Annotated in this window: 17 protein-coding genes and 3 pseudogenes; 11 read left to right on the forward strand and 9 right to left on the reverse strand. The window is 70.5% G+C overall.

Going from position 1 to position 22,418, the window contains the following annotated elements; translation table 11 throughout:
• Positions 1–158: 158 nt before the first annotated feature.
• The 7 genes from BLW76_RS34225 to BLW76_RS34250 are packed head-to-tail and all read left to right on the forward strand — an operon-like array spanning position 159 to position 8,778.
• Positions 159–1,769, forward strand: coding sequence for a 3-dehydroquinate synthase family protein (locus BLW76_RS34225; protein ID WP_091315337.1), 1,611 nt, complete (start codon positions 159–161; stop codon positions 1,767–1,769).
• The gene (locus BLW76_RS34230; protein ID WP_091315340.1) at positions 1,766–4,003 is read left to right on the forward strand and encodes an ROK family protein; all 2,238 of its coding nucleotides are present in this window, start codon (positions 1,766–1,768) and stop codon (positions 4,001–4,003) included. The genes BLW76_RS34225 and BLW76_RS34230 overlap by 4 nt, the downstream gene beginning before the upstream one ends.
• A complete protein-coding gene (locus tag BLW76_RS34235) occupies positions 4,000–5,307 on the forward strand; it encodes a hypothetical protein (protein ID WP_167384827.1) in 1,308 nt (435 codons plus the stop codon). The genes BLW76_RS34230 and BLW76_RS34235 overlap by 4 nt, the downstream gene beginning before the upstream one ends.
• Positions 5,304–5,855 carry an adenylyltransferase/cytidyltransferase family protein gene (locus BLW76_RS48935; protein WP_167384828.1) on the forward strand — a complete coding sequence of 184 codons (552 nt, stop codon included), beginning with the start codon at positions 5,304–5,306 and terminating at the stop codon, positions 5,853–5,855. Before BLW76_RS34235 ends, BLW76_RS48935 begins: the two co-directional genes overlap by 4 nt.
• The gene (locus BLW76_RS34240) at positions 5,852–6,859 is read left to right on the forward strand and encodes an NAD-dependent epimerase/dehydratase family protein (protein WP_167384829.1); all 1,008 of its coding nucleotides are present in this window, start codon (positions 5,852–5,854) and stop codon (positions 6,857–6,859) included. Before BLW76_RS48935 ends, BLW76_RS34240 begins: the two co-directional genes overlap by 4 nt.
• A 21-nt stretch (positions 6,860–6,880) precedes the next feature.
• Positions 6,881–8,023 carry a DegT/DnrJ/EryC1/StrS family aminotransferase gene (locus BLW76_RS34245; RefSeq protein WP_091315344.1) on the forward strand — a complete coding sequence of 381 codons (1,143 nt, stop codon included), beginning with the start codon at positions 6,881–6,883 and terminating at the stop codon, positions 8,021–8,023.
• Complete coding sequence (locus BLW76_RS34250; RefSeq protein WP_341866525.1) at positions 8,020–8,778, forward strand: HAD family hydrolase; 759 nt, start codon at positions 8,020–8,022, stop codon at positions 8,776–8,778. The genes BLW76_RS34245 and BLW76_RS34250 overlap by 4 nt, the downstream gene beginning before the upstream one ends.
• On the opposite strand, the gene BLW76_RS34255 is transcribed toward BLW76_RS34250, so the two are convergent.
• From BLW76_RS34255 to BLW76_RS50105, 4 genes and pseudogenes are all read right to left on the reverse strand, one after another.
• Positions 8,759–9,610, reverse strand: coding sequence for a LacI family DNA-binding transcriptional regulator (locus BLW76_RS34255; RefSeq protein WP_244170450.1), 852 nt, complete (start codon positions 9,608–9,610; stop codon positions 8,759–8,761). The two genes, BLW76_RS34250 and BLW76_RS34255, sit on opposite strands and share 20 nt — an antisense overlap.
• Before the next feature lie 36 nt (positions 9,611–9,646).
• Positions 9,647–9,778: pseudogene (locus tag BLW76_RS50830) on the reverse strand (LacI family DNA-binding transcriptional regulator); the annotation flags it as partial.
• A 720-nt stretch (positions 9,779–10,498) separates the two neighbouring features.
• Positions 10,499–11,068 (reverse strand): hypothetical protein, encoded by a 570-nt coding sequence (locus BLW76_RS34265; protein WP_244170739.1) that lies wholly within the window; start codon positions 11,066–11,068, stop codon positions 10,499–10,501.
• A 362-nt stretch (positions 11,069–11,430) separates the two neighbouring features.
• Positions 11,431–12,058: pseudogene (locus tag BLW76_RS50105) on the reverse strand (amidohydrolase family protein); the annotation flags it as partial.
• An 836-nt stretch (positions 12,059–12,894) separates the two neighbouring features.
• Here BLW76_RS50105 and BLW76_RS34275 point away from each other — a divergent pair.
• From BLW76_RS34275 to BLW76_RS34280, 4 genes and pseudogenes are all read left to right on the forward strand, one after another.
• Positions 12,895–13,746: an SDR family NAD(P)-dependent oxidoreductase gene (locus BLW76_RS34275; protein ID WP_341866526.1), complete on the forward strand. Its 852-nt coding sequence runs from the start codon at positions 12,895–12,897 to the stop codon at positions 13,744–13,746.
• A 41-nt stretch (positions 13,747–13,787) separates the two neighbouring features.
• Positions 13,788–13,955 (forward strand): hypothetical protein, encoded by a 168-nt coding sequence (locus tag BLW76_RS48940; protein ID WP_167384831.1) that lies wholly within the window; start codon positions 13,788–13,790, stop codon positions 13,953–13,955.
• 140 nt (positions 13,956–14,095) lie between these two features.
• Positions 14,096–14,305: pseudogene (locus tag BLW76_RS50835) on the forward strand (helix-turn-helix domain-containing protein); the annotation flags it as partial.
• An 18-nt stretch (positions 14,306–14,323) separates the two neighbouring features.
• Entirely contained in the window at positions 14,324–14,941 is a 618-nt protein-coding gene (locus BLW76_RS34280) for a hypothetical protein (RefSeq protein WP_425266072.1), read from the forward strand.
• Between the two features lie 135 nt (positions 14,942–15,076).
• Here BLW76_RS34280 and BLW76_RS34285 read toward each other — a convergent pair whose 3' ends face one another.
• From BLW76_RS34285 to BLW76_RS34305, 5 genes are all read right to left on the reverse strand, one after another.
• Positions 15,077–15,811, reverse strand: coding sequence for a helix-turn-helix domain-containing protein (locus BLW76_RS34285; protein ID WP_244170451.1), 735 nt, complete (start codon positions 15,809–15,811; stop codon positions 15,077–15,079).
• Between the two features lie 5 nt (positions 15,812–15,816).
• Positions 15,817–17,568: a copper resistance CopC/CopD family protein gene (locus tag BLW76_RS34290; protein ID WP_091315354.1), complete on the reverse strand. Its 1,752-nt coding sequence runs from the start codon at positions 17,566–17,568 to the stop codon at positions 15,817–15,819.
• Between the two features lie 82 nt (positions 17,569–17,650).
• Complete coding sequence (locus tag BLW76_RS34295) at positions 17,651–18,376, reverse strand: YcnI family copper-binding membrane protein (RefSeq protein ID WP_091315357.1); 726 nt, start codon at positions 18,374–18,376, stop codon at positions 17,651–17,653.
• A gap of 14 nt (positions 18,377–18,390) precedes the next feature.
• On the reverse strand, positions 18,391–19,485 hold the full coding sequence (locus BLW76_RS34300; protein ID WP_091315360.1) for a multicopper oxidase domain-containing protein: 1,095 nt from the start codon (positions 19,483–19,485) through the stop codon (positions 18,391–18,393).
• Positions 19,486–19,568: 83 nt separating this feature from the next.
• Complete coding sequence (locus tag BLW76_RS34305) at positions 19,569–22,328, reverse strand: plastocyanin/azurin family copper-binding protein (protein ID WP_091315361.1); 2,760 nt, start codon at positions 22,326–22,328, stop codon at positions 19,569–19,571.
• Positions 22,329–22,418 lie beyond the last annotated feature (90 nt).

Raw genomic sequence — 22,418 nt, forward strand, 5'->3', positions numbered from 1 at the left:
GAAGTCGCTAGATTGGGCGCGAGCACCACCTGCGCCGGCCCTTCCTGGGGAGAAACGCCTTGGTCACGCCTCCTGCCTGTAGCATTGCTTCAGCTCCAGCCCCTCCTCCGATATCGCCGCTCACCGTCCGGGCGGTTGCGCACGTCGAGGTGTCGGCCGTGTCCGGACTGTTCGATCCCGCCAACCCCTGCCTCGCCGACCGGCTCGGCCCTGCGCGGAAGGTTGTCGTCCTCGCCGGTGAGCGTGCGGACATCACCCCTTTGCGGCGCTACCTCGATGAGCTCTGCGCGGGTGACCGGCTGGCCGGCTATCGGGTACTGCCGGTCGACTTTCCCGGTCCACGACCGACGTTGGCCCAGGTGGAGCACCTTGCCACCGCAGCCGTCGCCGCGGGCCTCGGCCGGAAGGACGCGTTCGTCGTCGTCGGTCACGACGTCGCCGGCCAGGCCGGTCTCGCCGCGGCGGCCCTGCTGCGCCGGCACACGCGCGCGGTCCAGATCGTCGGAGACCTGACCGCGGCCGCGTCGGCTGTGCGGTCCGTGGAACGCCTCACCCTCGGCCAAGGCATGTCAGTGCGGCGGAAGGAAGTGTCGATCCTGATCGACGCCGATCGCGTTCTCGGTGGTCCGGACGCGCTGTCCCCGCTCGCCGCCACCGCGGGGACGACCAGCCGACGGCTCATCTCCCACGTCGAATTCCTCGACGGTGTCTTCTCGCGGCCGGATGCGGGACTGTCCTCGTGGCTGCCGGTCCACGGTCAGGTGCTGGCGGTCGTCGACGCCTTCTCCCCGGGGGTTCTCGCCGACGTCGAAGCCTTTTTGGCCGACCAGCGCGCACGGGGTGTCATTTCTCGCGTGCGCACGATTCCCCTCACCAGCTCTCCTTCGACAAAACGGCGCGAACTGGCCGAACGCCTTCTCGCCGAAGCCGACCGGATGAGCCTGGGGCCCGCCGACCTCGTGATCGGTGTCGGTGGCGGCGCCGTGCTGGACCTCGTCGGAACGGTCGCGCTGTTGCGTGGAGGTAGCACTCCTTACCTGCGGATCCCGACCACGCTGGTGGGAATGATCGACGCGGGGATCGGCCTCAAGGTCGGCGTCGACGCCGCGGGCCGCAAGAACCTGCTCGGTGGCTACCACCCCCCGGTGGCCTGCCTGTGCGATCTCGCCTTCCTCCGCACCTTGCCCCGCCAGGAGCTGCGGTGCGGGCTGAGCGAGGCGATCAAGATCGCCGCCGTGACCGACCCGGCCCTGTTCTCGATGCTGGAAACCCACCACGGAACCCTGCTGGACGGCCCGGTGACGGCCTCGACAGCGCAGATCGTCCGGCAGGCGATCGTGGCCATGCAACGGGAGCTGGCGGCCAACCCGTTCGAGGAAGAGGTGTGCCGCCTGCCCGACTTCGGGCACGAATTCGGCCACCTGCTCGAAGTCGCCTCCGGCTACCGGTTGCGGCACGGTGAAGCCGTCGCCGTCGGAATGGCGCTGGCCGGGGCGCTGGCGGTCGAGAGCGGTCGGCTCGCCGAGCCGGAGTACCAGCGGTTCCTGGCCTTGCTCACCGGCGCCGGGCTGCCCGTCATCGACCCCTTGTGCACGCCCGGCCGGCTGTGGCGCTGGCTCCGCGAAGACATCAGCGCGCACAAGGGCGGCGCACCGCACCTCGTCATCCCCACGGCGATCGGCTCCGGCGGATTCATTCACACGATCGAGGAACTGACCTCGTCGATGCTGAAGCGGGCCTGCCGGCGGCTTTCCGGAGTGACCTCATGAGCGAACGCGGAATCGTCGTCGACGTCGGCGGGACGACCACTCTCCTCGCGATGCACCGCAACGGTGCTCTGGCCGGGCCGATCCGCCGTTTCGCGACTCCTTCCCCGCGCAACCGCCAGGCCGGCGTCGACAGCTTGCGGGCGGAGCTGTTCGACCGGATCGCCTCGGCCGCCGTCGATCTCCGCGGCGAGAACGGCGACAGCGTCGACGATGTCGGAATCGCGTTCGGCGCGGCCGTTACCCATCGCGGCGAGGTTCTCGACGCGAGCGTGCTGTGGCTGACCCCCAGCGTGGGCTTCGACGTCGTGGCAGCCGTGCGCTCCCGCCTCCCGTGGGCGAGGGTGCTGGTCCTCAACGACGTCGCCGCCGCCGCGTGGCACTACCGCCACCTCACCCGGTTCGCGCTGGTCACCGTCAGCACCGGGGTCGCCTTCAAAGTCTTCGACGGCCGCCTCCCCGTCGGGCAGCGGGTGCTCGCCGACGAGGACGGGCTGGGCGGGGAATCCGGCCACACCTTGGTCGAGCCCAACCTGCCGGGCGACCTGCCCGCGGGTCTGGGCGCGGCCGCGGCCGCGGGCGACCGGCAGGCACGGGCCGAACTCGAACGACGGGAACTCCCGTGGTGCGAGTGCGGCGCGGTCGCGGACCTGTGCTCCTACGCCAGCGGCCCCGGCGCCGTTCGGCTCACCACGGCCATGGCACGGCGGCAACCCGCCGCCTTCGCCGCGTCGGCACTGTCGGACCTGGTGAGCGGTGTCCCCGAGCGGATCGGCACCGCGGCGCTGGCCGAGGCGGCCGGCGTCCGCGATCCCTTCACCCTGGCGGCGCTGGGCCACAGCACCCGGCCACTGGCGACCCGCCTGCTGCAGCTCAGTGCCGACCTCGGGCTGCATCGCACGGTCGTGGTCGGGGGATTCGCCCACGCGGTCGGCACGCCGTGGTTCACCGCACTCGGCAGCAACGTCGAAGAGCAGGCGATCGCCGCGGGGTGGTTCCGCAACTGGGCGCCGGGAGACTGGACGAAGCTGGTGCACCAGCCGCCGGACGCCGGCCTGTCGTCCCTCGCCGGCATGGCCGCCTACCTGCACCAGTACCGGGAGCAGGTGCGGACGATCGTCAAGCCCGTCGGGGAGGCCAAGGTCGTCCACCGGCTCCGCCCCCGGGCAGCCTGCGGAGCCGGCCATTTCCTGCTGCGCCCGCTCTTCGCCGGGGTCTGCGGGACGGACCTTCAGATCTTGCGCGGCGACCGGAGCGGTGAGCCGGGTATTCCGGGCCACGAGTGTGTCGGCGAGGTGGTCGAAACCGGAATGGGGGTCAGCGGCGTCGACGAGGGCGACCACGTCGTGCTCAACCCGAACAACCCCCTCGATGACGAAGACAAGCTCGGGCACAACCGGCCCGGCGTGCTCGCCGACGTGCTGCGGTTCGACGCGGGCCTGCTCCACCGGGGCCAGGTCATCGGCCTGGACGGCAAGGCAAGCCCGGAGAGCGTCCTGCTGGAGCCGTTGGCCGCCGTGGTCCGCGCGCAGGATCTCACCGCGTCGCTGCGGCCGCCCCGGCGGGTGCTCGTGGTGGGCGCGGGTACCGCCGGCCTGCTGCACGTCATGCTCGCCCGCCGACGCGGCGCGCAGTCGGTGCACTTGCTGACCCGGTCCGCCGCCTCCCGCCGGCGAGCCGTGACACTCGGAGTCTGCGCCCCGGGACAGGCCGTCACGCCCGGCCCCGGGCTTGCCGCCGAGGTACTGGCCGTCACCGGCGGGGAAGGCATCGACACGGCGATCATCGCGGTCGGCGGTCGCGCCGGGCCGGAAATGACCGCCCTCATCCGGCCCCTGCTGGCCGATGGGGCTGTGGTGCACCTGTTCGGCGGGTTCACCGGCGTCAGCACGCTCACCATCGGCCGCCAGGCTGTTCCGCTCGGTGATCTCAGGTCGCGAGCCGGACACCTCGCCGTGACCGGCTCGGCGGGCAGGCCTGCCGTCCTCACCGGAAGCCGCGGCGGGCTTCGGACGCACTTCACCGCGGCGCGCGAGCTCCTTGCCGCGTGGCCCGGCGAGGAGACCCGGCCGGGCACCCTGATCAGTCACGTCATCTCGCTGGCGGCGGTCCCCGAGGTCCTCGCCGAGCTCGCCGGCGCCGGAACCGTGTGCGGGGAGCCCGCACTCAAGGTCGTCGTCGACTTCTCCCTGGATGACGTGGTCGTGCGTGGCTGCCCGGCGGAGGGTTCGCGATGACCGCGCTTCCCCGCCCCGGTCTGCTGTGGCCGGCGATCACCGCCGCGGCCGGCGGCGGAACCCGCGGACTGGCCGGCGACGTCGCGGCGCTCGCCACGCTCGACGGCGTGCCACGCCTCGGCTGGGTTCACCCCCCGCCCTGGACGTCCGTGCGACGGGTGCTGCAGGACTACGAGGCCGTGACCCGGGCGACTGCCCTGTCCGTCCTCGGCACCGGAGGCTGGGCCTTCAGCGCACGGGCCGCAGCGGAATCGGCGACGACCCGGCGCCCCGTGCAGGTCCTGGACCGGCTCGATCCGGCCACCTTCGGAGCGGGCACCGGGGGCGCGGGCGCAGCCGTCATCGCGGTTTCCGAATCGGGCCGCACCCTGGAAACCGCCCACCTCGCCGATGCCGCCCGCGACCGGTGGGGACTGGACCCGGTGTGGATCACCGGGGAGAAGATCGCCATCGAACCCGGGACGCCTCCGCCCGCGATGTTCGGCGCACCCACGTCGAGTCCCTTCCTGGTGACGGCGATGGCGGCCTTCGCCGACGCGACGGAGCACGCCTACCGGCGTTTCGCCGGAATCGCCACCGAAATCGGCGGTTGGGCGGCCACCACCGCGTGCCGCGTTGCCGCGCAGGCGGGCGACCCGCCAACGCTGCCGAGCCCACGGGCCGGCCGAAGCGGCGGTCTCGAGCTGTACACGCTCCAGGCGTTCCGCCAGGCCCTCGGCGGCAAACGCACCGCGGCCGGGCTGCGCATCGACCTCACCGGAGACCACCGTTTTCCCCTGGCCGCAACGGACCCGCCGGGGAGCGCGCTGCCTCCTCCTGCGGGGCTGATGAGCCGGCTTTACGCAGCTTCCGCGCTCGTGGCGTGCCTGGGCGTGCTCTTCGGCGCGGCCTTCGCCGAACACCACGCCGTGCTGCAATACAAGCGCTTGGTCGGGCAGGTCCGGCCCCGGCCGTTCCTTGTCCCTCCGGGCTTCCCGGCGACCGAGCTCCTCCGCGAGCTGCGGTGCGCTCGCCGTCCCCGTGCGGTCCACCTCGTGGGCTACGAACGCTCCCCGGAACGGTTCCTCGCACCGCTCGCGCGGCAGTTGCGTCGCACGACCGGCACGTGGGTGGAAACCCATCGCGGCAGTTCGTGGAACCACCACAGTTACCAAGCCGTCGCGGCCGACCCGGAGATCGCGGTGCTCGCCTCCGTCCCGCCACCCGGCCGCGATGCCCTCACCGGACTGCAACGCGAAATCGCCGCGGCCACCTGCGCCTCGCTGCCCGGCCGGGCCTTACTCATCCAAGGAGATCCGGTATGAACGCCGCCACCGTGGGCCGGCAGGCCAGCAAGTGGGCCGCACCCAGCCGATCCGGCAAGATCCAGGAAGGCGCCGAGCTCGTCACCGGACTCGCGAGCGCGCGTGCGTCTGGCGGCCTCGTCGCGCTGAGCCAAGGCTGCTTCGACCTGGTCCACCTCGGCCACCTCCGGCACTTCAAGGAAGCGAAGGCCATGGCCGGCATCCTCGTCGTGGCCGTCAGCGCCGATGAGTTCGTCAGTTCCAAGGGACCGGACCGTCCCCTGTTCTCCCTGGCCGAACGGATGGAATTCATCGCCGAGCTCGAATGTGTCGACCACGTCGTCCCCAGCCGTGTTCCCACCGCTGTCGAACTGCTGCGGCTGCTCGAACCCGACATCTACATACGCGGCGCGGAGTACCGGGACACACACTTCGACGATCCCCGTTTCGTCGCCGAACGGGCGGTCATCGCCGCTTATGGCGGTGCGGTCCGCTTTTCCGGCGACCCGCTCGTGCGCTCGTCCACCCACCTGCAACAGCAGTGGTCACCGCAGGGAGGGCGAGCATGACGACGGTTTCGGTCAGCGGAGGCGGCGGCTACGTGGGCAGTGTCCTGGTGCCACTGCTGCTCGCCGGGGGACACCGGGTCCGTGTCCTCGACCTCTTCCTCTTCGGCGAGCAGACCCTGCCCGCGCACCCGATGCTGGAAATCCACCGAGGGGACATCCGGGACGACACCGCCGTGAGCCGCTGGCTGTCGGGTTCGGACGTCGCCATCCACCTCGCCGGTATCGCCAACGATCCGAGTTGCGCGCTCGACCGGGCGCTGTCGTGGGACATCAACGTCGGCGGATCGAGCACGATCATCGACGCCGCACGACGATCCGGGGTGCGGCTGTTCGTCTACACGTCCTCGGCGAGCGTCTACGGAAGAGCCGAAGACCGGCCCGTGGACGAAGAGTCGCCGACCGCGCCGATCACCGTCTACGGCGAAACGAAATTGCGGACCGAAGAGCTGCTTCGCGCCGCGGCCGGCCCGGACTTCCGGCCCGTCATCATCCGGCCTGCCGCGCTCTACGGCTATTCGCCGCGCCTCAGGCTGGATCTGACGGTGAACCTGTTCGCGAACCACGCGGTGCACCGCGGAGCGGTCACCGTCTTCGGTGGGGCACAACTGCGTCCGACCCTGCACGTCGCCGACCTGTGCCGGCTGATCCTCGCGCTTCTGCGGAATTCCTGGCAAGCGCAACACTGTGCCGTCTTCAACGCGGGGAACGAAAACTCCACCGTCCAGCAGATCGCGAGCCGGGTCGTGGACGCGGTGAACAGCAGGCTGGGCACCGCACACAGCCGCGCCACCGTGTCCACGGTGGCTTCGGACGACCAGCGCTCGTACGCGATCGACAGCACCGCCGTACGCCGGATTCTCGGTTTCCGGCCGGCTCGGGCGATGGAAGCCGGAGTGGACGGCCTGTGCGACGCCTTCTCCCGTGATCTCGTCCCGGACCCGCTCGACGACGACCGGTACTACAACGTCCGGCGCGTCCAGCGGCTGCTCGGTTCCCTTTCCTGACCGACCTGCGACAGGAGTGCCATGAAAGTCCCTTTCGTCGACCTCGCCGTCCACGACCCCGCGCTCCGGGCCGAGATCATGGCCGCGATCGAGGGGGTCCTGAAACGGGGTGACTACATTCTGGGTACCGAAGTCGACGAATTCGAGCGTGAATTCGCCGGATACTGCGGCGCGAACCACGCCGTCGGCGTCTCCTCCGGCACAGCCGCGCTGGTGCTCGCCCTTCGCGCCGCCGGCGCCGGCCCCGGCACCGAGGTGATCACCGTGGCGAATTCCTTCCTCGCCACCGTGTCGTCGATCCTGCTCGCCGGCGCCCGGCCCGTCCTCGTCGACGTGGGCGAGGACGAGAATATCGACGTCGACGCGGTACGCCGGGCCATAACCGGCCGCACCAGAGCGGTGCTGGCCGTCGATCTGCGAGGCTACCCCGCCCGCCTCGACGAGCTGGCCGCCCTCGCCGGGGAGCACGGTCTTGTCCTCATCGAGGACGCCTCCCAGGCACACGGCGCGTACCTGCACGGGCGGCACGTCGGAACGCAAGGAGACTTCGGGTGCTTTTCCTTGCATCCGTTGAAGAACCTTCCGGCACCGGGGGACGCGGGCATCGTGCTGGCCCGTGACGAAGAGGCGGCCCGGCGGTTGCGGGCACTGCGCAACCACGGCATGGCGGAACGCGGTTTCGCGACCGTTCTCGGCGACAACGCCCGGCTGGACAGCGTCCTCGCCGCCGTGCTGCGCGTCCGGTTGCGGACACTCGACGCTGCCAATGCGCGACGCCGGTCGATCGCGCGTGCCTACATCGATGCGTTCCGGGACCTCCCGATCACCCTGCCACCGGACGCCGTCGGCCATGTCAGCGCTTTCCACCACTTCGTCGTCCGGGTCGACGATCGCCCGGAGCTGCTCCGGTCGATGACGGACAGCGGGGTCGACGCTCGCGTGCACTACCCGGTGCCCGCGCACCGGCAGCCGGCCTTCCGCGACCACGTCGTCGTGCCCGAGCAGCTGCACCGCACCGAGGACCAAGCCGGCCGGATCGTGTCTCTGCCGTGTACGACCTCTCTGAGCGACGCGCAGGCCGGCATCACCATCGACGCGGTACGCCGGCACTACCGCCGTCGCCACGCGGACCGGGCCACGGCCGCGGCAACCGGGAGGGAATGACCATGCTGGGATTGCCGGGGCACATCACGACCTGCCTGTTCGACCTGGACGGTGTCATCATCCGCTCGACCCATCTGCACAACGCAGCCTGGGGCCAGGCGCTCGGCGAATTCCTGGCGTGGTGGAGCGAGCAGGACGGCCGCCGGGCTGTGGCGCCGTACGACGCCGACACCGACTACCGCAGCTACCTGGACGGCAAGCGCCGAGTCGACGGCGCCCGGTCCTTCCTGGCGTCGAGGGACATCACCCTGCCCGACGGACGGCCCACGGACCCGGCAGGCGCACCGACCCTGCACGGACTCGGCAACCGCAAGCACCAGTTGTCCGACCGGTTGATCAGCGAACGGGGGGTCGCCGCCTACCCGGGGTCACTCGAGTACCTGCGGGCAGTCATGGACAGCGGCCTGAAAACCGGCCTCGTGACGTCCAGCGCAAACTCCGCGAGGATGCTCGCCGGCGCCGGGATCGACGGGCTGTTCGAGGTCCGCGTCGATGCCAGGACCGCAGCCAGTGAGGGCCTGCGGGGGAAGCCGTTCCCGGACACGTTCCTGATCGGGGCGCGATGGCTGAACGCCGAACCGCGCGAGACTGCTGTATTCGAGGACGCACCCGCGGGCGTGGAGGCCGGCCGAGCCGGCAATTTCGGCTACGTCGTCGGGGTGGACCGGATGGACCACGCACCCACACTGCTCGAAAGAGGAGCCGATATCGTCGTCACGGATCTTTCGCATCTCCTCACCTCGGACGTGCACTGACTGCCGATACCGCGTCACGGCTCACCAGGCGCGGCGAAAGCAGCCGAACCTCCGGTTCCAAGTGACTCGATAGCTGCGCCACCACCGTCTCGACCGCGACATCGCTGATTTCGCGAACGGGGATCGTCACACTGGCCGACACCGCCGACTCGGCCGTGAGATGATAATCGGCACCCACGGAAACCACGCAGATATCCTGAGGATTGCGCAGTCCACGACGTTTGAGCTCCAGCAACAACACGGACAACGCGGCTTCGTTGTGGACAACGAGACCGCTCAGCATGGGAAGCCGGCGAAAGAGGGCATCAAGCGACTGCGCCGCCCGGTCACCGGACGGGCCGCAGGGCGTCCAGCAATATTGCAAACGCCTCGCACGAGCCCCCCGCTGGAACCCCTCGATCAACCGCCTCGCATAACTGGTCCCGCGCTGGTACACGAGCTCAGGCGAGCCGACCAGGCCGATCCGCTGGTGGCCGACTTTTGCGAGGTAGTCCACAGCCAGGTCGCCGGCCAGGAAGAAATTCATATCCACGCAGTGCAAGCCGGCGACTCGTTCGGGAAGGCCGATGAGCACCGCCGGATGACCCGCCGAATGCAGAGATTCGGCTCGCGATTCGCGCGTCTCGACGTCCATCACGATGGAAGCGTCGACAAGTCCGCGCTCGAGAGCGTGTTCGATGTCCCGCTCGGCATCAGGGTCGGTGAACAACAAAACGTTGTAACCGCGCAGCCTGGCGGCAGCGTTGATCTCGGAAATAAAGCGCATTATGACAGCACGATCAACAGCATCTCGCAATGGCGCAAAGAGACCCAGCGTACCCGACCTGGTCAAGTGCCGTTCTCGCGCGGATTCCCGCGGATCATATCCCAGTTTGCGAATGCTCTTCCTAATCCGAAGCATGGTATTGGTGGATATCTTCCGCTTTCCACTCAAGGCGTACGAGACCGTACTCGGGGCCACTCCGGCATCTCTGGCAACGTCAACTATTGTGACAACCATCCGCTTTTCATCTCCCCCTCAAAGTTACCTCTCCACCAATCATGTTACAATAACGTTACTTGTACACCAATGGTCCGATCAGGTGGATGATCAAAGCACCGAGAGTTGTCGAATTCGTCGAACATGCCTGCGGCGAGGTCAGATAATCGCCAAAGACATCTTGGGCAGCCGGATGTCCGGATTCGTGACACAGCCGGCTGCGCACGTCACACTGATTCCCGGAGATCTCACTGCCGCGCACGACCCGCCCATCCGACGCTTCCGCCTCTTATCGCGTGAGTCGCGTGAGTCGCGTGAAATGCACCAGACGTGACAGCCCGAACGGGTGATTTCGGGTTCGGGCCGACCTGCGGACTCCCGACCTACTGGGGCGACGAAAAGGACTCCGGCACAGCCGCGCCCCCTCGTGAAGGGCGTTATACAGGCGTCAGCGCAGCCTTGCGGGCCTTGTCCCACAACCGCGCCAGAGTCGACTCGGCGACGTCGCCACCATCCATGCTCCAGAACAGCCGGCCGTCTTCGACGACGGCCGCACTGCTCGAGGTGCTGCTGCCCCGGGGCGGTCAGAGGCGGCGGGCACGGCACCGGCCGCACCTCCCCCTTCGCGCGCTGCTTGAGCTGGCGGCGGTCACGCCGCAGCCCGGTGTCGGTCCAGGCTGCGCCGGCGATCGGCGCTGTCTCCGACACCAGCAACTCGCCCCAGCCCCTTCCGCGGGAGCTTCAGGTCGATGTCGCGCATGCATCACTGCTTCCTCGAGCCGCAGCGCCGAGTAGTACATCGTGGCGAAGCAGGCGATCAGCCGCGGCCCGGACGAGCGGCGTTCCACGATCACCGGCTCCGTCGAGCCTCGCGGAACCCGCATGACCTTCTGGGCGGCCACCGCGGCCAGCAGCCGCGGGCCCTGGGTGGTGTTGACGACGACGCATGTGTCGATCGCCCGGACCCCGCTTGGGTGCCGTCCACTTGACCTCCGGCAGCCGGTTCGCCAGCAGCAGATCCCGCTCCACCGCGTACTCGAGCGCGTTGTAGACGACCGCGCGCTTGCGGTACACCGTCTTCGCCGCGGCAGCTGCTCCGTCCATCTTCAGCGTCAGCTGGTCCAGCAGGCCCCTGAGCACAGTCAGGTCACCCAGCCGCGACACGTTCACGGTGTTCGACTCCAGCCACGCCAGTGCGGCCTCGATCGCCGGGGGCTTGTCGGTCTCGCGCCGGACAGTGTTGAACGCCCAGCCCGTCATGGCCCGGCGCAGCACGGCATCGTCGGGCTTGCCCCGCCGGCATTCCAGCAACGCCAGCGGCGCCGTCGCCAGCGCGTCCGCTTTGCCGGACCGCGCCCAGTCGACTCATCAAGTAGTACTGTCGATCGGCGCGGACCAGGCGAGACAGCTCGGCAATTACGAGCCCAAGAGCGCACGGACGCGACGACAGACCGCGACATCGCCGACACCTTCGCCAACCAACGATGGACGAGACGCCCTTGTCCCACATCACTCGACACCATCCGAAACCTCAAGATCACCACTCTCAACCAGCGGGTTCCAACACTCCTGCTCGTTCCTTCACCGCGGTCTCCTCTGTCAGAACAGACCGACGCTGTCCAGCAGTGGGCCACGACGCTGCGCGTCCGTCGGGGCCGTGACCGCTGGCACGCCGCGACGGCGAGCGCCTCGTCCTGCCACGGCACCGACGGGTGCGCGATGATGATCGGCATGTCGGGGAAGTCGACGGCGACGTCGTCGAGGTGCATCGGGTTCGACTACTTCAGCCGGATACCGCCGCCACCGCGCTGCCCCGCACCGACACCGGTCTGTCCACTGTGGAACAGTGCGACCAAGCCAGCCTCCGCGATCACCTCGTACAAGGGGTAGGCGGCCGGGTCGTTGGGGAAGAAACCCTGGTCACTCGGGTGGAACTTGAAACCTCGGACGCCGTAGTCGTCGATGAGCCGCCGCGCGATCCGCACCGCCGCCGCGCCACGCCCCGGATCGACGCTGGCGAACGGGATCACCGTGTCCGGGAACCGGGCAGCCTGCTCCGCGATCTCCTCGTTCGACACCCGCGGGTCGGCGCCGGTCCTGGTCACCGAGTCCACTGTGAACACCACGGCGGCCATGTCGCGTTCGCGGTAGTAGTCGGCGAGCTCCGGCACGGTCAGCTCGGGGATCGAGCCGAAAGACCTTCGCCAGCGATTCCGAAGAAGACCCGCCGCGGTCCTTCTCATTGACCGAGGCGAGAACGTGCGTGTGCACGTCGATCGCGGTCAGCCGGCTGGTATCCATTTCGGCGCTCCTCGTCGAGTCGTTTCTAACCTATTGGTGATCGTAGGTATCCGCCCGAAGCGCGGACATGGTTCTATGACCGGCCCGGCTCGGCCAAGCCCCACAGGGCATCCGTGACAAATGACGTAGACGCCCGCGACATGGGGCCTGAACTAGGGAATACCGGGTGACGGGTGCGGGTGCCGCGTGCATCCTGGGATGCAACCGTGTCCCGTCGGTGGAAGAGTGCCCTGCGCTTCACCGGAGGTTCGGTCATGACCCGCGTTACGAGCCCGGGTGCCGTCAGTGTGCTCCTCGTCGACGACCAAGCGGTGGTGCGGCGAGGAATCCGTGCTTACCTGGAGGTTCTCGGCATCGACGTCGTCGCGGAAGCCGGCGACGGTCGGGAAGCGCTCCGCAAACAGATGGACTGCGTCACGGCTACCGCGCGCATAACCCGCCGCCACCCGGCCGTGCGCGTGGTCATCCTCACGAGCTTCGGCCAGCAGGACCGGATCAAGCCGCTCTGGCCAACGGCGCCGAACACTGCTTGTTCAAAGACGCGAGTCCGGGCGAAGTGGTTTCGGCGATCCGCTCGCCGAATCGAGATCTGCCGATCGCGGAGAAACCGACGGCGTGACCTCCAATTCTTCAGCGCGTCTACGACATGCGACGTAGACGAGCCGGGACACATGCGCGCGCGAATCCCGTCATCGGAGGCATCCCCCGGCGCCGCCGGACCCATACCGTGAGGGCAGGTCGCGGTGCGGCGGCCACAACCGCCGCCCGCGCCGATGGTGATGCCTACCGGCGCCACGCGCGCCGATTCGAGGAGGACAACATGCTCGACGGCAGAGTTGCCGTGGTCACCGGGTGCCGGCCGCGGGCTGGGCCGGTCCTACGCCCGGGCACTCGCGTCGGCCGGCGCGTCGGTCGTGGTCAACGACCTGGACGCCGACGTCGCCGAGGACACCGTCAAGGCGATCACCGACGCCGGCGGAAACGCTGTCGCCGTGGTCGGCGCAGTGGGGGGTGCCGAGCTCGCCGACGCGCTGGTGAAGCGTGCGGTCGACGAGTACGGCCGGCTCGACATCATGGTCACCAACGCCGGCGCCCTGCGGGACAAGACGCTGCGCAACACGACCGACGAGGACTTCGACCTCGTCGTCGGCAGCCACCTGCGCGGCACCTTCACCTGCGGCCGTGCCGCGGTCCGCCAGTTCCGCGAGCAGGGTGACGGCGGACGCCTGATCCTCGTCGGCTCCCCGGCCGGCCAGCGGGCCAGCTTCGGCCAGACCGCCTACTCCGCTTCGAAGGGCGCCATCGTCGCCATGATGCGGACCTGGGCCGTCGAACACCCCAAGCTCGGGGTCACCGTGAACGCGATCGTGCCGACGGCGCTGACCCGGATGGTCGCGACCATCCCCGGCCTCGGCGAGCTGGTGGCCAAGGCCGAAGCCGGCGAGCCGATTCCCGAGAACGTCCGGCGCAAGGGCCTGGGCACGCCCGACGACGTCGCCCCGGTCATCGTGTACCTGGCGTCGAAGGAAGCCTCGCACGTGACCGGCCAGGCGATCGCCGCGGGCGGAGACCGGATCGCACTGTGGTCGCACCCGGCCGAAACCCACGAGCAGATCAAGACCGACGGCAACAGCAGCAGCGGTGTGGCGATGACGAGTTCTGCTACGACCGGTGCTACCTCGCGTTGATCCGTCGCGCCTTCGCGATGCGGAAACGAGGTGGCACCGCCGTGGCGTACGACGACGTCACCGGAATTCTCGGTACCGAGGACATCGCCGTCGAACAGAAGATGCACGAGGATCCGTCACGCGCCCGTCGTTCCGAGGCTCGGACCAAGCGGAACGGCCTGGCAGGGGCGAGCCCAGGCGCGCGGCGCTCGTCCGGCGCGCCGAGCTGAGCCGGGACATCGAGACCGCGCCGGGCGGGGCGGGTGTTACATCCGGATCACCCGGGAAGGCCGTTTTCGACGGGTTTCGACGAGAAAAGGTTCATCTGCGGATAACCAGCCCCGTCGCGAGGTTGCCTATCTTCGGAAGCTTGACGACGAAGACTTCGGGCGACGCGCGCAGCCTGCCAGCCGAAGCGCTGGAAGTCCTGCGTCGACGAGCCGTTGCTGCCGTGGAGGGTGGGGCCTCGCGGGTTGAGGTTGCACGTGCTTTCGGGGTGTCGCGCAAGACCGTTGGTGCCTGGGTGGAGGCCTACCGGGCCGGTGGGGATCCCGCTTTCCGGCCGAAGCCTCGCGGGCGACGGCCCGGTGAGCAGCTGGTGCTTTCTCCGCCGCGGCAGGCGGCCACGATCGAGGCGATCGTCGCGGGGCCGCCGGAGATCCACGGTCTGCCGCATCGGCTGTGGAACCGGCAGGCGGTGGCGGAGTTCGTCAACCACCGGTACCGCATCCTGCTCAGCCCCACGACCGTCACGCACTACCTCGGGCGCTGGGAGCTGATCGAGGAGCACGCGCTGAAACCCGCTCCTGCGCGGCGGCTCCCGGCCTTCGTCCCCGTCCCGCGCCCCGGGGCCCCCGGCCACGGGCCGTGGCTGCCGGATGCCGAACCGCTGTGGCTCGGCTGGACCCGCCCGCACGCCCCGCCGGACGCCGGTCGCGGGGCGGTTGCCGCGGGGCACAACCTGCTCAACGGCTTCCGCAGCCACTTCGGTGACGTGCACGTGCTGTTCGCCGTCACCAGCCGCGGGGTGCTGCAGTTCCTGGCGCGGCGGGGGCCGTTCGACGCCGCTGATGTCAGTGCGTTCCTCCTCGAACTGGTGGCCAGGACCGGCCGCGGGCTCAACGTCGTCGTCACCCGGTGGCCTGCCGGGGCGCGTGGGGTGCTGCGGGCCGTGCCGGCGGGGTGCCCGGTGCGGTTCGTGCTGCTGCCCGGCTGACCGGCGATCGCGCACTCGGGACAAATCCTGGTGTTCGGTTCCCGGTGCTCGGAGACCTGCTGCCCGGCAGGACCGTGTGCACGCGGCCCGGGTAGAGGTCGAACCGGCGGCCGCCAAACCGGGCGTCGAGAATTCCTAATGCAGGAACCGCACGGTGATCCGCGGGTCCGGGGCGGCCGGCCAGGCTCGCACGCGGCCCGTGTGCGCGGCGGGCCAGTGCCGCACGACCACGGTGATCGGGCGGTCGAGCTGGTCGGCCAGCCTGCCCAGGAAGTCCGTCAGCGCCGCGGCTTCGAAGGGGACGGTCCGGAGGTCGAAGAACACCGAACCCCGGTAGCACACCGCGAGCAGGACCTCCTGCCCCGCGGGCGTCCGGTGCCAGGTCAGCCGGACCCCCTCGGCGGGCCGGTGACCCGGCGGGACGCTCCCCCGCGGCACCGGCGGTCCGGGCAGCACACCCCAGCGCGCCAGGTAGCCGCTCACGGTCTTCAGGCTCAGCGTGATCCGGAACTCGCGGTTGACCAGCTCCGCGATCGCCTGCCGCGTCCACACCCGGTACGGCAGCCCGAGTTCCTCGGGGGTCCGCCCGGTCACGGACTCGAGGACGACGGCCTGCTGCTCCGGCGAGAGGGCCAGTTGCTCCCCGGGACGGCGACCGCGGGTACGTGGCCGGAACGCGTCTTCGCCGAGGTCACGGTAGGCGTTGACCCAGGTCCCGACCGTCTTGCGGGACACCCCGAACAGGCGGGCCACCTCGCTGCGCGACCGGCCGGACTCGACGGCCGCCACCGCCCGGCGGCGCAGGTCCTCCAGCGCGGCTCCGGGCAGGCGCCGCGCGTCGCGCCGGACCATCTCTCCCCCTGCCAGCACGGCCGTCACCGGATCCCCAGCGGGATCCGGAGCGTCGCCTGGTCCACTTCGGACGTCCGGACGACGACGGCGAGCTCCCACTGCCCGGGCACGGCGATCGAGGCGCCGGCGACGTAGTGACCCAGCCCGGCGTAGGCCACCTGGACCGGCAGGGGGCCGAGGGCCCGGTCCGGCAGCCGCAGCTCCGCCCGCAACTCCGCCACCTCGCGCGGCCGCGACTGCGCGTCGAGCACCGTCAGGTGCATCTCGTTCGGCCCGATCCGCCCCGGCGAAATCTCGACGCCGAGCTGCCCGGTCGTGCTTCCCGCGCGGAACGGCAGCACGGTGCTCACCGGGCCGGTGTACGCGGGGATCTTCGGCGCGGCGGCTTCCCGGGCCACCTGCGCCTGCGCCGGTTCGACACTGACCAGGGCGGCGGTGAACCCGAGCACGACGACGGCCACGGCGGCTTCGCACCCGACCGCGCGCCGGAAGCGGCGTACCTCGGCCTCCCCCGGGCCGCGCGCGGCCCGCTTGCGCTGCACCGTCGTCACCGGGACTTCGCCGTAGTGGCGGCGCACCCAGCGACGCGCCAGCCCACCCAGGGCGACGAGCACCGCGACCAGGGCCAGCTTGGCGAGCAGGATCGTGCCGTACGTCGTCCCGGCCAGCGCCGACGGCGTGCCGACCTGGCGCCAGGCCTCGAACGTGCCGGTGACCACCACGACGGCCACGCACACCGCGGCCACCCGCGAGAACCGCGGGATCACCTGACGCAGCCTGTCGACGTCGTCCGGCCGCCGCAGCAGCACCAGCAACGCGACCAGCCCGCCGATCCAGACGCTCATCGCCGTCAGGTGCACGGTGTCGGCGGCGAGCGCGAACCCGACGTGCACGCCGGCGGCGCTGTGGTTCGCCAGGCTCCAGGTCAGCGCGAGCGCGACCCCCGCCGTGAGCACGGCACCGCCGTGCCACCACGGGTTCCGCGGCACGCGCGGCCACCACCCGAGCCACCCCGCCACCACGGCCAGCAGCGCCAGCCGCACCGCGAGCACCAGCCCCATCCGGCTGCCGAGCGTCGAGCCGAGCAGCGCGAAGTCGCCCACCGCGGAGAGCGGCCGCCCGGCGGCGTACGGCCCGTAGGCCAGGAAACCCAGCGCGGTCGCCGAGACCAGCACCGTCCAGCCGAGCCACAGCAGCCGTCGGTCACCGGTCCCGGACACGCCGCCCGGGCCGCGCAGCACAGCCGAGAAAGCCGCACCGAGCAGGATCGCGAGCCCGGCGTAACCGGTCCAGCGCAGCACGCCGTACACCGTCGCGGTCAGGCCACCGCCGCCCTCCGCCGACGCCGGCGCGGCGGCCGCGTCCGAGATCGGGGTGGGCCGTCCGACGCTGAAGCTGAACGCCCCCTGCACCGGGTGCGAGTCCGCGGACACCACCCGGTAGGTCACCGTGTGCGTGCCGGTCGCCAGCGCGCTGGGCACGGTCACCGCGACGGCGTCGCGCCGCCCGTCCGGGTGCACCGGCCGGGGCAGGCCCTTGACGGCGTCGCCGCGCGGGCCGAGCAGCCGGATCTCCGCGAGCCCGGCGTCGACGGGTTCGTTGAACCGCAACGAGATTTCGTGCGGCGACGCATCGACGACGGCCCAGTTGCCCGGGGTCGTGTCCAGCAGGATGGCGTGCGCCGACGCGGTCCCCGGGACGAGCACGAGCAGGAGCAGCGCGAGGACCGGAGCCGTCACGGCGGCCGCGAGCCGCCGGGGCGTTGCTGCGAGCACGAGGTTCCTTTCGCGGGCGGAGGGGACGGGCGGGAAGGCGGTGGCCCGGCCGAGGACCGGCCGGCCGGGCCACCGCCCGCTTTCAGACCCCGACTTTCGGCGTGCGCGCCACCGGGGAGGGTTCGACCGGCTCCGGCCGCGCCCGCCGCCGCGACTGCCACGCCCAGCCGCACGCGGCGATCGCGAGGGCGAGCCCGCCACCGCCGAGCACCCGCGCGGTCGGGTCGGTCGCGACGGCCGCCTGCTCGGGGGCGGCGGCTGCGGGCGCGGCGGCCAGTGTCAGCGTCGGGGCGGGGTGTTCCGGCTCGGCGCCGCTGCCGTCCGGTTCGTCGATCCAGCGCACGACCGAACCGTCCGAATAGGTCTGCAAGGCCTTGAACACCAGCTTGCCGGTGTCCTTGGGGAGCGGGCCCAGCCCGACGAGGAACTGCTGGAACTGGCCGGGCTGCACCTGGCCGCCCTGCCACACGATCGAAGTGACGGCCTCGGTCACCGTGCCGTCGTCGGTCTGCACCGGCTGGGGCAGCTTGGTCTTCTGCGGGGTCACCGTCCAGCCGGGCACCGGCTGCACCGACACGGAGGCGAGCGGGTGGCCGGCGGGCAGCACCACCTCGAGCTTCACGGTCGAGGCGGCCGGCTTCTCGTTGGGGACGTTGAACGCGACCCGGGTGTAGCCGCCCGGTGCGGCGGGGCTCGTCGGGGTGACCGTGACGTGCGCGGAGGCGGCGGGCTGCACGAGGAACACGCCTGCCGCGCCGAGCAGGGTCACGACGGCGGCCCGCCGGACGGAGGTGCGGGAAACGGACATGTCGGCTCCAGGGCTCAGTTGTGCGGCTGGGACTCGGTGACGCCCGGGATGCCGGGCAGCGGGACGGTGGCGGGGTGGACGTCGGCGATGGTGACCATGCCGGTCATCCCCATCGACACCTCGGAGTGCGAGAAGACGTGGCAGTGGATCATCCACTTGCCGGGCCGCACCGGGACCCAGATCAGGTCGTAGGTCTGCCCGACCCCGACGGTCAGGGTGTCCATCTGCTGCGGCACCGCGAGCGGGCGGCCGTCCTGGGCGACCACGGTGAAGTAGCCGCCGTGGATGTGGATGGCGTGGAACATCTCCGGGCCGGTGCCGATGAGCCGGATGTGCACCCGCTCGCCGACCTTCGCCGCGAGCGACGTCGTCGCCGGGTAGCTCTTGGCGTTGAAGACGAACCCGAGGGCGCCGTCGCCGGTCATGATGCGGAAGTCGCGTTCGGCCGGGATGTCGCCCAGCGTCGGCACGACTTCGAGGGCGCCGTAGAGGCCGCGGCCCTCCTGGTCGCCGTCCTCGTGGGAGTGGTACCAGTGGGTGCCGGTCGACACCGCCGTCCACTCGTAGGTGAAGCTCTGGCCCGGCTCGATGTCCGGCTGGGTCAGCATCGGCACGCCGTCCTGGTCGTTCGGCAGCTCCATGCCGTGCCAGTGCACCGCGGTCGGTTTCGGCATGTCGTTCTTGACGACGATCCGCACCTTGTCGCCCTGGTTGACCCGGATCACCGGCCCGGGCAGCCGGCCGTTGAACGCCAGCGCCTGCTTGGTGCGGCCGGGCTCGGTCTCCCAGGTCAGCGGCGCGGCGGTCAGGTGGAACTCCTTGACGCCGTCCTTGAGCTCCCACGCCGCGAGCGTGGTGCCGTCACCGAGGTCGGCTTCGGCCTGCGAGCGCTGCCCGAACGCCGTCCCGAGCGGCCGCTGCAGCAGCTGCGTGGCCGCGGCCTGCTCGACGTTCACCGGTGCGGGGCCGGCCACCGACCGCGCCGGACCGGTGGCCACGGCCGCGGTCAGCCCGACGGCCGAGCCGAGCACGACGTAGCGCAGGGCCCGGCTGCGCGGGAGCCGGAACCGGCGGGCCGGGCCCGCGCCCGGCCGTGGTGGAAGAGGCATCGAATTCCCTTCAGCGTGGCGGAAAACGGCGAGGAAGGGCCGGGGACGGCGCGGGCGCCGCCCCCGGACCTCGTGTTCGACGGCTACTTGCACACGGTCGCGAAGGCGACCGGATTGCGCTGCCGGCAGGTCAACTGGTCGTTGACCGCGTTGCTCGGCGCCTGCTGCACCCAGCCCTCGTAGGCGAGCGGGATCGGCAGGACGCCCATCCCGCCCATGCCCGCGTACCCGGAGACCTGGTCGTCGGTCGCCGTGTTCGGGCCGGCGGTCAGCACCATCCGGCCGACCACCGCGGCGTCGGCGGGGTTGCCGTCGCCGTTCGGGTCCGGGTCCACCACGGACATCGCGTTCGAGAACTTGCTGGAGACGTAGGCGTAGTAGCCGCCGCCCTTCTTCGCCCCGTAGTTGATGCCGTGGCAGCCGGAGTCACAGGGCAGCCACTTGACGATCTTGTCCGTCTTCGGGTCGATCACCGTGATGTTGTTGGTGAGCGTGTTCGCCACCAGCACCGCGGAGTTGTCCGGCGCCACGGGAATCTGGATGTCCAGACCACCCCAGTCCCCGGACGGGCCCTTGACGGGGTCGTAGTTGGCCCACAGGTCGATCTTCTTGTAGTGCTGCTTCGCCCCGCCGTCGGCGACGCACGCGTCGGCCTTCAGCGAGATGCACGAAACGGTGGCACCGGAGAAGTCGGCCTCGTACGCCTTCGAGCCGTCCGGCGTCATGCCCGACGCGATCGGCAGCTCGCCGGTCTGCTCGTGCCGGATCTGCCCGCTCGGGATGTCGACGACCGTGGCGTTGTACAGGTTGACGTTGGGCGTGATCATCGTCGACCCGTCCCCGGTCATCCAGTGGGCGTGTGGGTGCGCGACCTTCTCCCCCGGCAGCTGGACCGGGATGCGCCGGTCGATCTTCGTCGCGTCGGGCGAGAGCTCCATCACCGCCCCGCCCGCGTTGAGCGCGACGTGCAGCTGTCCGGTGTCGGTCCGGCTCATCACGTGTGACGGGTCGGGGCCGACTTCGATCTGCCTGATGAACGCGCCGCTGGCCCGGTCGAAGACGTCCAGCTTGTTGCTGAACCATTCGGTCTGGTAGATGACCTTCTCGTCCTTGTCGGTCCACATGTTGTGTGGGTTGTTCATGTTGACCTGGGGCAGCGCGACCTTCCTCTCCACTTCCCAGTTCTGCACGTTCACCCGCGTCGCGGTCCCCGGCTTGGTCTTGCTCGCCGTGGTTTCCATCTCGGTGTCGACCCAGACCTCGCCGACCCCGGGCACCGCCGGTTTCTTGTTGGCGGCCGGGAGTTTCTTCGGCACGCCCTGGTGTTCCTTGAGGTAGAGGCTCAGCAGCGGGATGAGCTGCGGGTTGCCGGCCTCGTCGTAGGTCAGGATGGGCGCCGGCGGGTAGTCCGACGGGTTCCATTCCGTGTCCTGCGTGCCGCTGTAGGTCTGCCAGTTGCCCGGCGCGGTGATGTTGAAGAACTTCGTCACCAGCTGCGTGATGATGTCCGCGTTGGACGGCACCACCAGGTTGCGGCTGTTGACGTGCAGCTTCTTGCCGAAGTCCAGGCCCGGGGTGAGCGGGTCGTCGACCACGACCGCACCGAGCATGTACGGGTGGATCTTGCACTGGAAGGCGTACAGGCCGGGCTCGGTGAGCTGGACGGTCTGGTTTCCCACCCAGGCCCCGCCCTGGTCGTACGGGAAGCCCTTCGCCCCGTCCGGCCAGATCAGGCTGGTCGCGGTGTGCGCGGACGCCGCGGCGGGCTGGTTGACCCCGAAGTTGACCGTGACCGGCAGCGTGATGTCGTTGCTGGCCCACTTCTTCAGCTCGTCGAGCAGGCCCATCAGGTCCGCCCCGACCGGCAGCTTGTCCAGCGACACCGGCACGTTCGCCGGTTGCGCCGCGACCTGCTGCTGGAACTGGTCGAGCAGGGTGTTCGCCTGCGCCGCCCGGGCGTCACCGGCCGGCAGGACCTGCCCGACCGCGCTGCGCAACGCCCCCATGTTGAGCAGCTGGGCGGGATCGACGCCGAGGTTGCCGACCTGCGGCGTGTTGCTCCCGCTCGGCAGCAGCTTGCTCAGCTGCGAGACGGCTCCGCCCAGCAGGTTGTTCGCGCTCGACCCGTCCAGTGCGCCGTTGCCCAGCAGCGGCAGCTTCGACAAGTCCAGCGACGGCAGCAGGCCGAGCACCTTGCCCAGGTTGAGCCGGGGCAGCTCCGCCACGGCCAGCGACTTGGTGCCGAACAGGTTCAGGTTCGTGTTGTACCAGGCCCCGTTGTCGTCGGTGAGCCGGAAGCTGACCGGCAGTGGCCCGACCCCGATCGGGGCCCCGCCGGGCCCGGTGACCGTCGTCGGGGCACCGCTCGACGGCGGCGCCGTCGTGCCCGGTGGTGCCGTGGTGGTGGGCGGGGCCGTGGTGGTCGGTGGGGCGGTGGTCGTGGTGGGCGGGGCCGTCGTGGTCGGCGGCGTGGTGGTGGTCGTGGGCGGTGCGGTGGTGGTCGGCGGGGCGCCGTCACCGACGTGCACGGCCATGAACATGTCGGGGTGGAACCGGCAGGTGAGGTTCACCGTGCCGGGGCTGCCGAAGGTGTGCGAGAACGACGACCCGGGCGGCATGTCGGGCGAGTTGATCTCGCCGCCGCCGGACTGCACGACGCTGTGCACGCTGCCGTCGGTTTCGGTGTTGGTCCACGTCACGGTGTCGCCGACGGCGATCGAGATGTCGGCGGGGGTGAAGCTGAGGTTCTGCTGCTGCACGGTGAACGTGGCCGCCGACGCCGGAGCGGGCCCGGTGAACACGACACCGAGGGTGCTGAGGACCACGGTCGTGGCCAGCACCATGGCGCGTGAGGCTCCGCGGCGGCGCCAGAGCCCGCCGGAGGAGGACCTGCGCAACGGATGCGATGGACGCATCGTCTTCCCTTCTTTTCG

The organism is Amycolatopsis tolypomycina, assembly GCF_900105945.1.
Taxonomy (GTDB): domain Bacteria; phylum Actinomycetota; class Actinomycetes; order Mycobacteriales; family Pseudonocardiaceae; genus Amycolatopsis; species Amycolatopsis tolypomycina.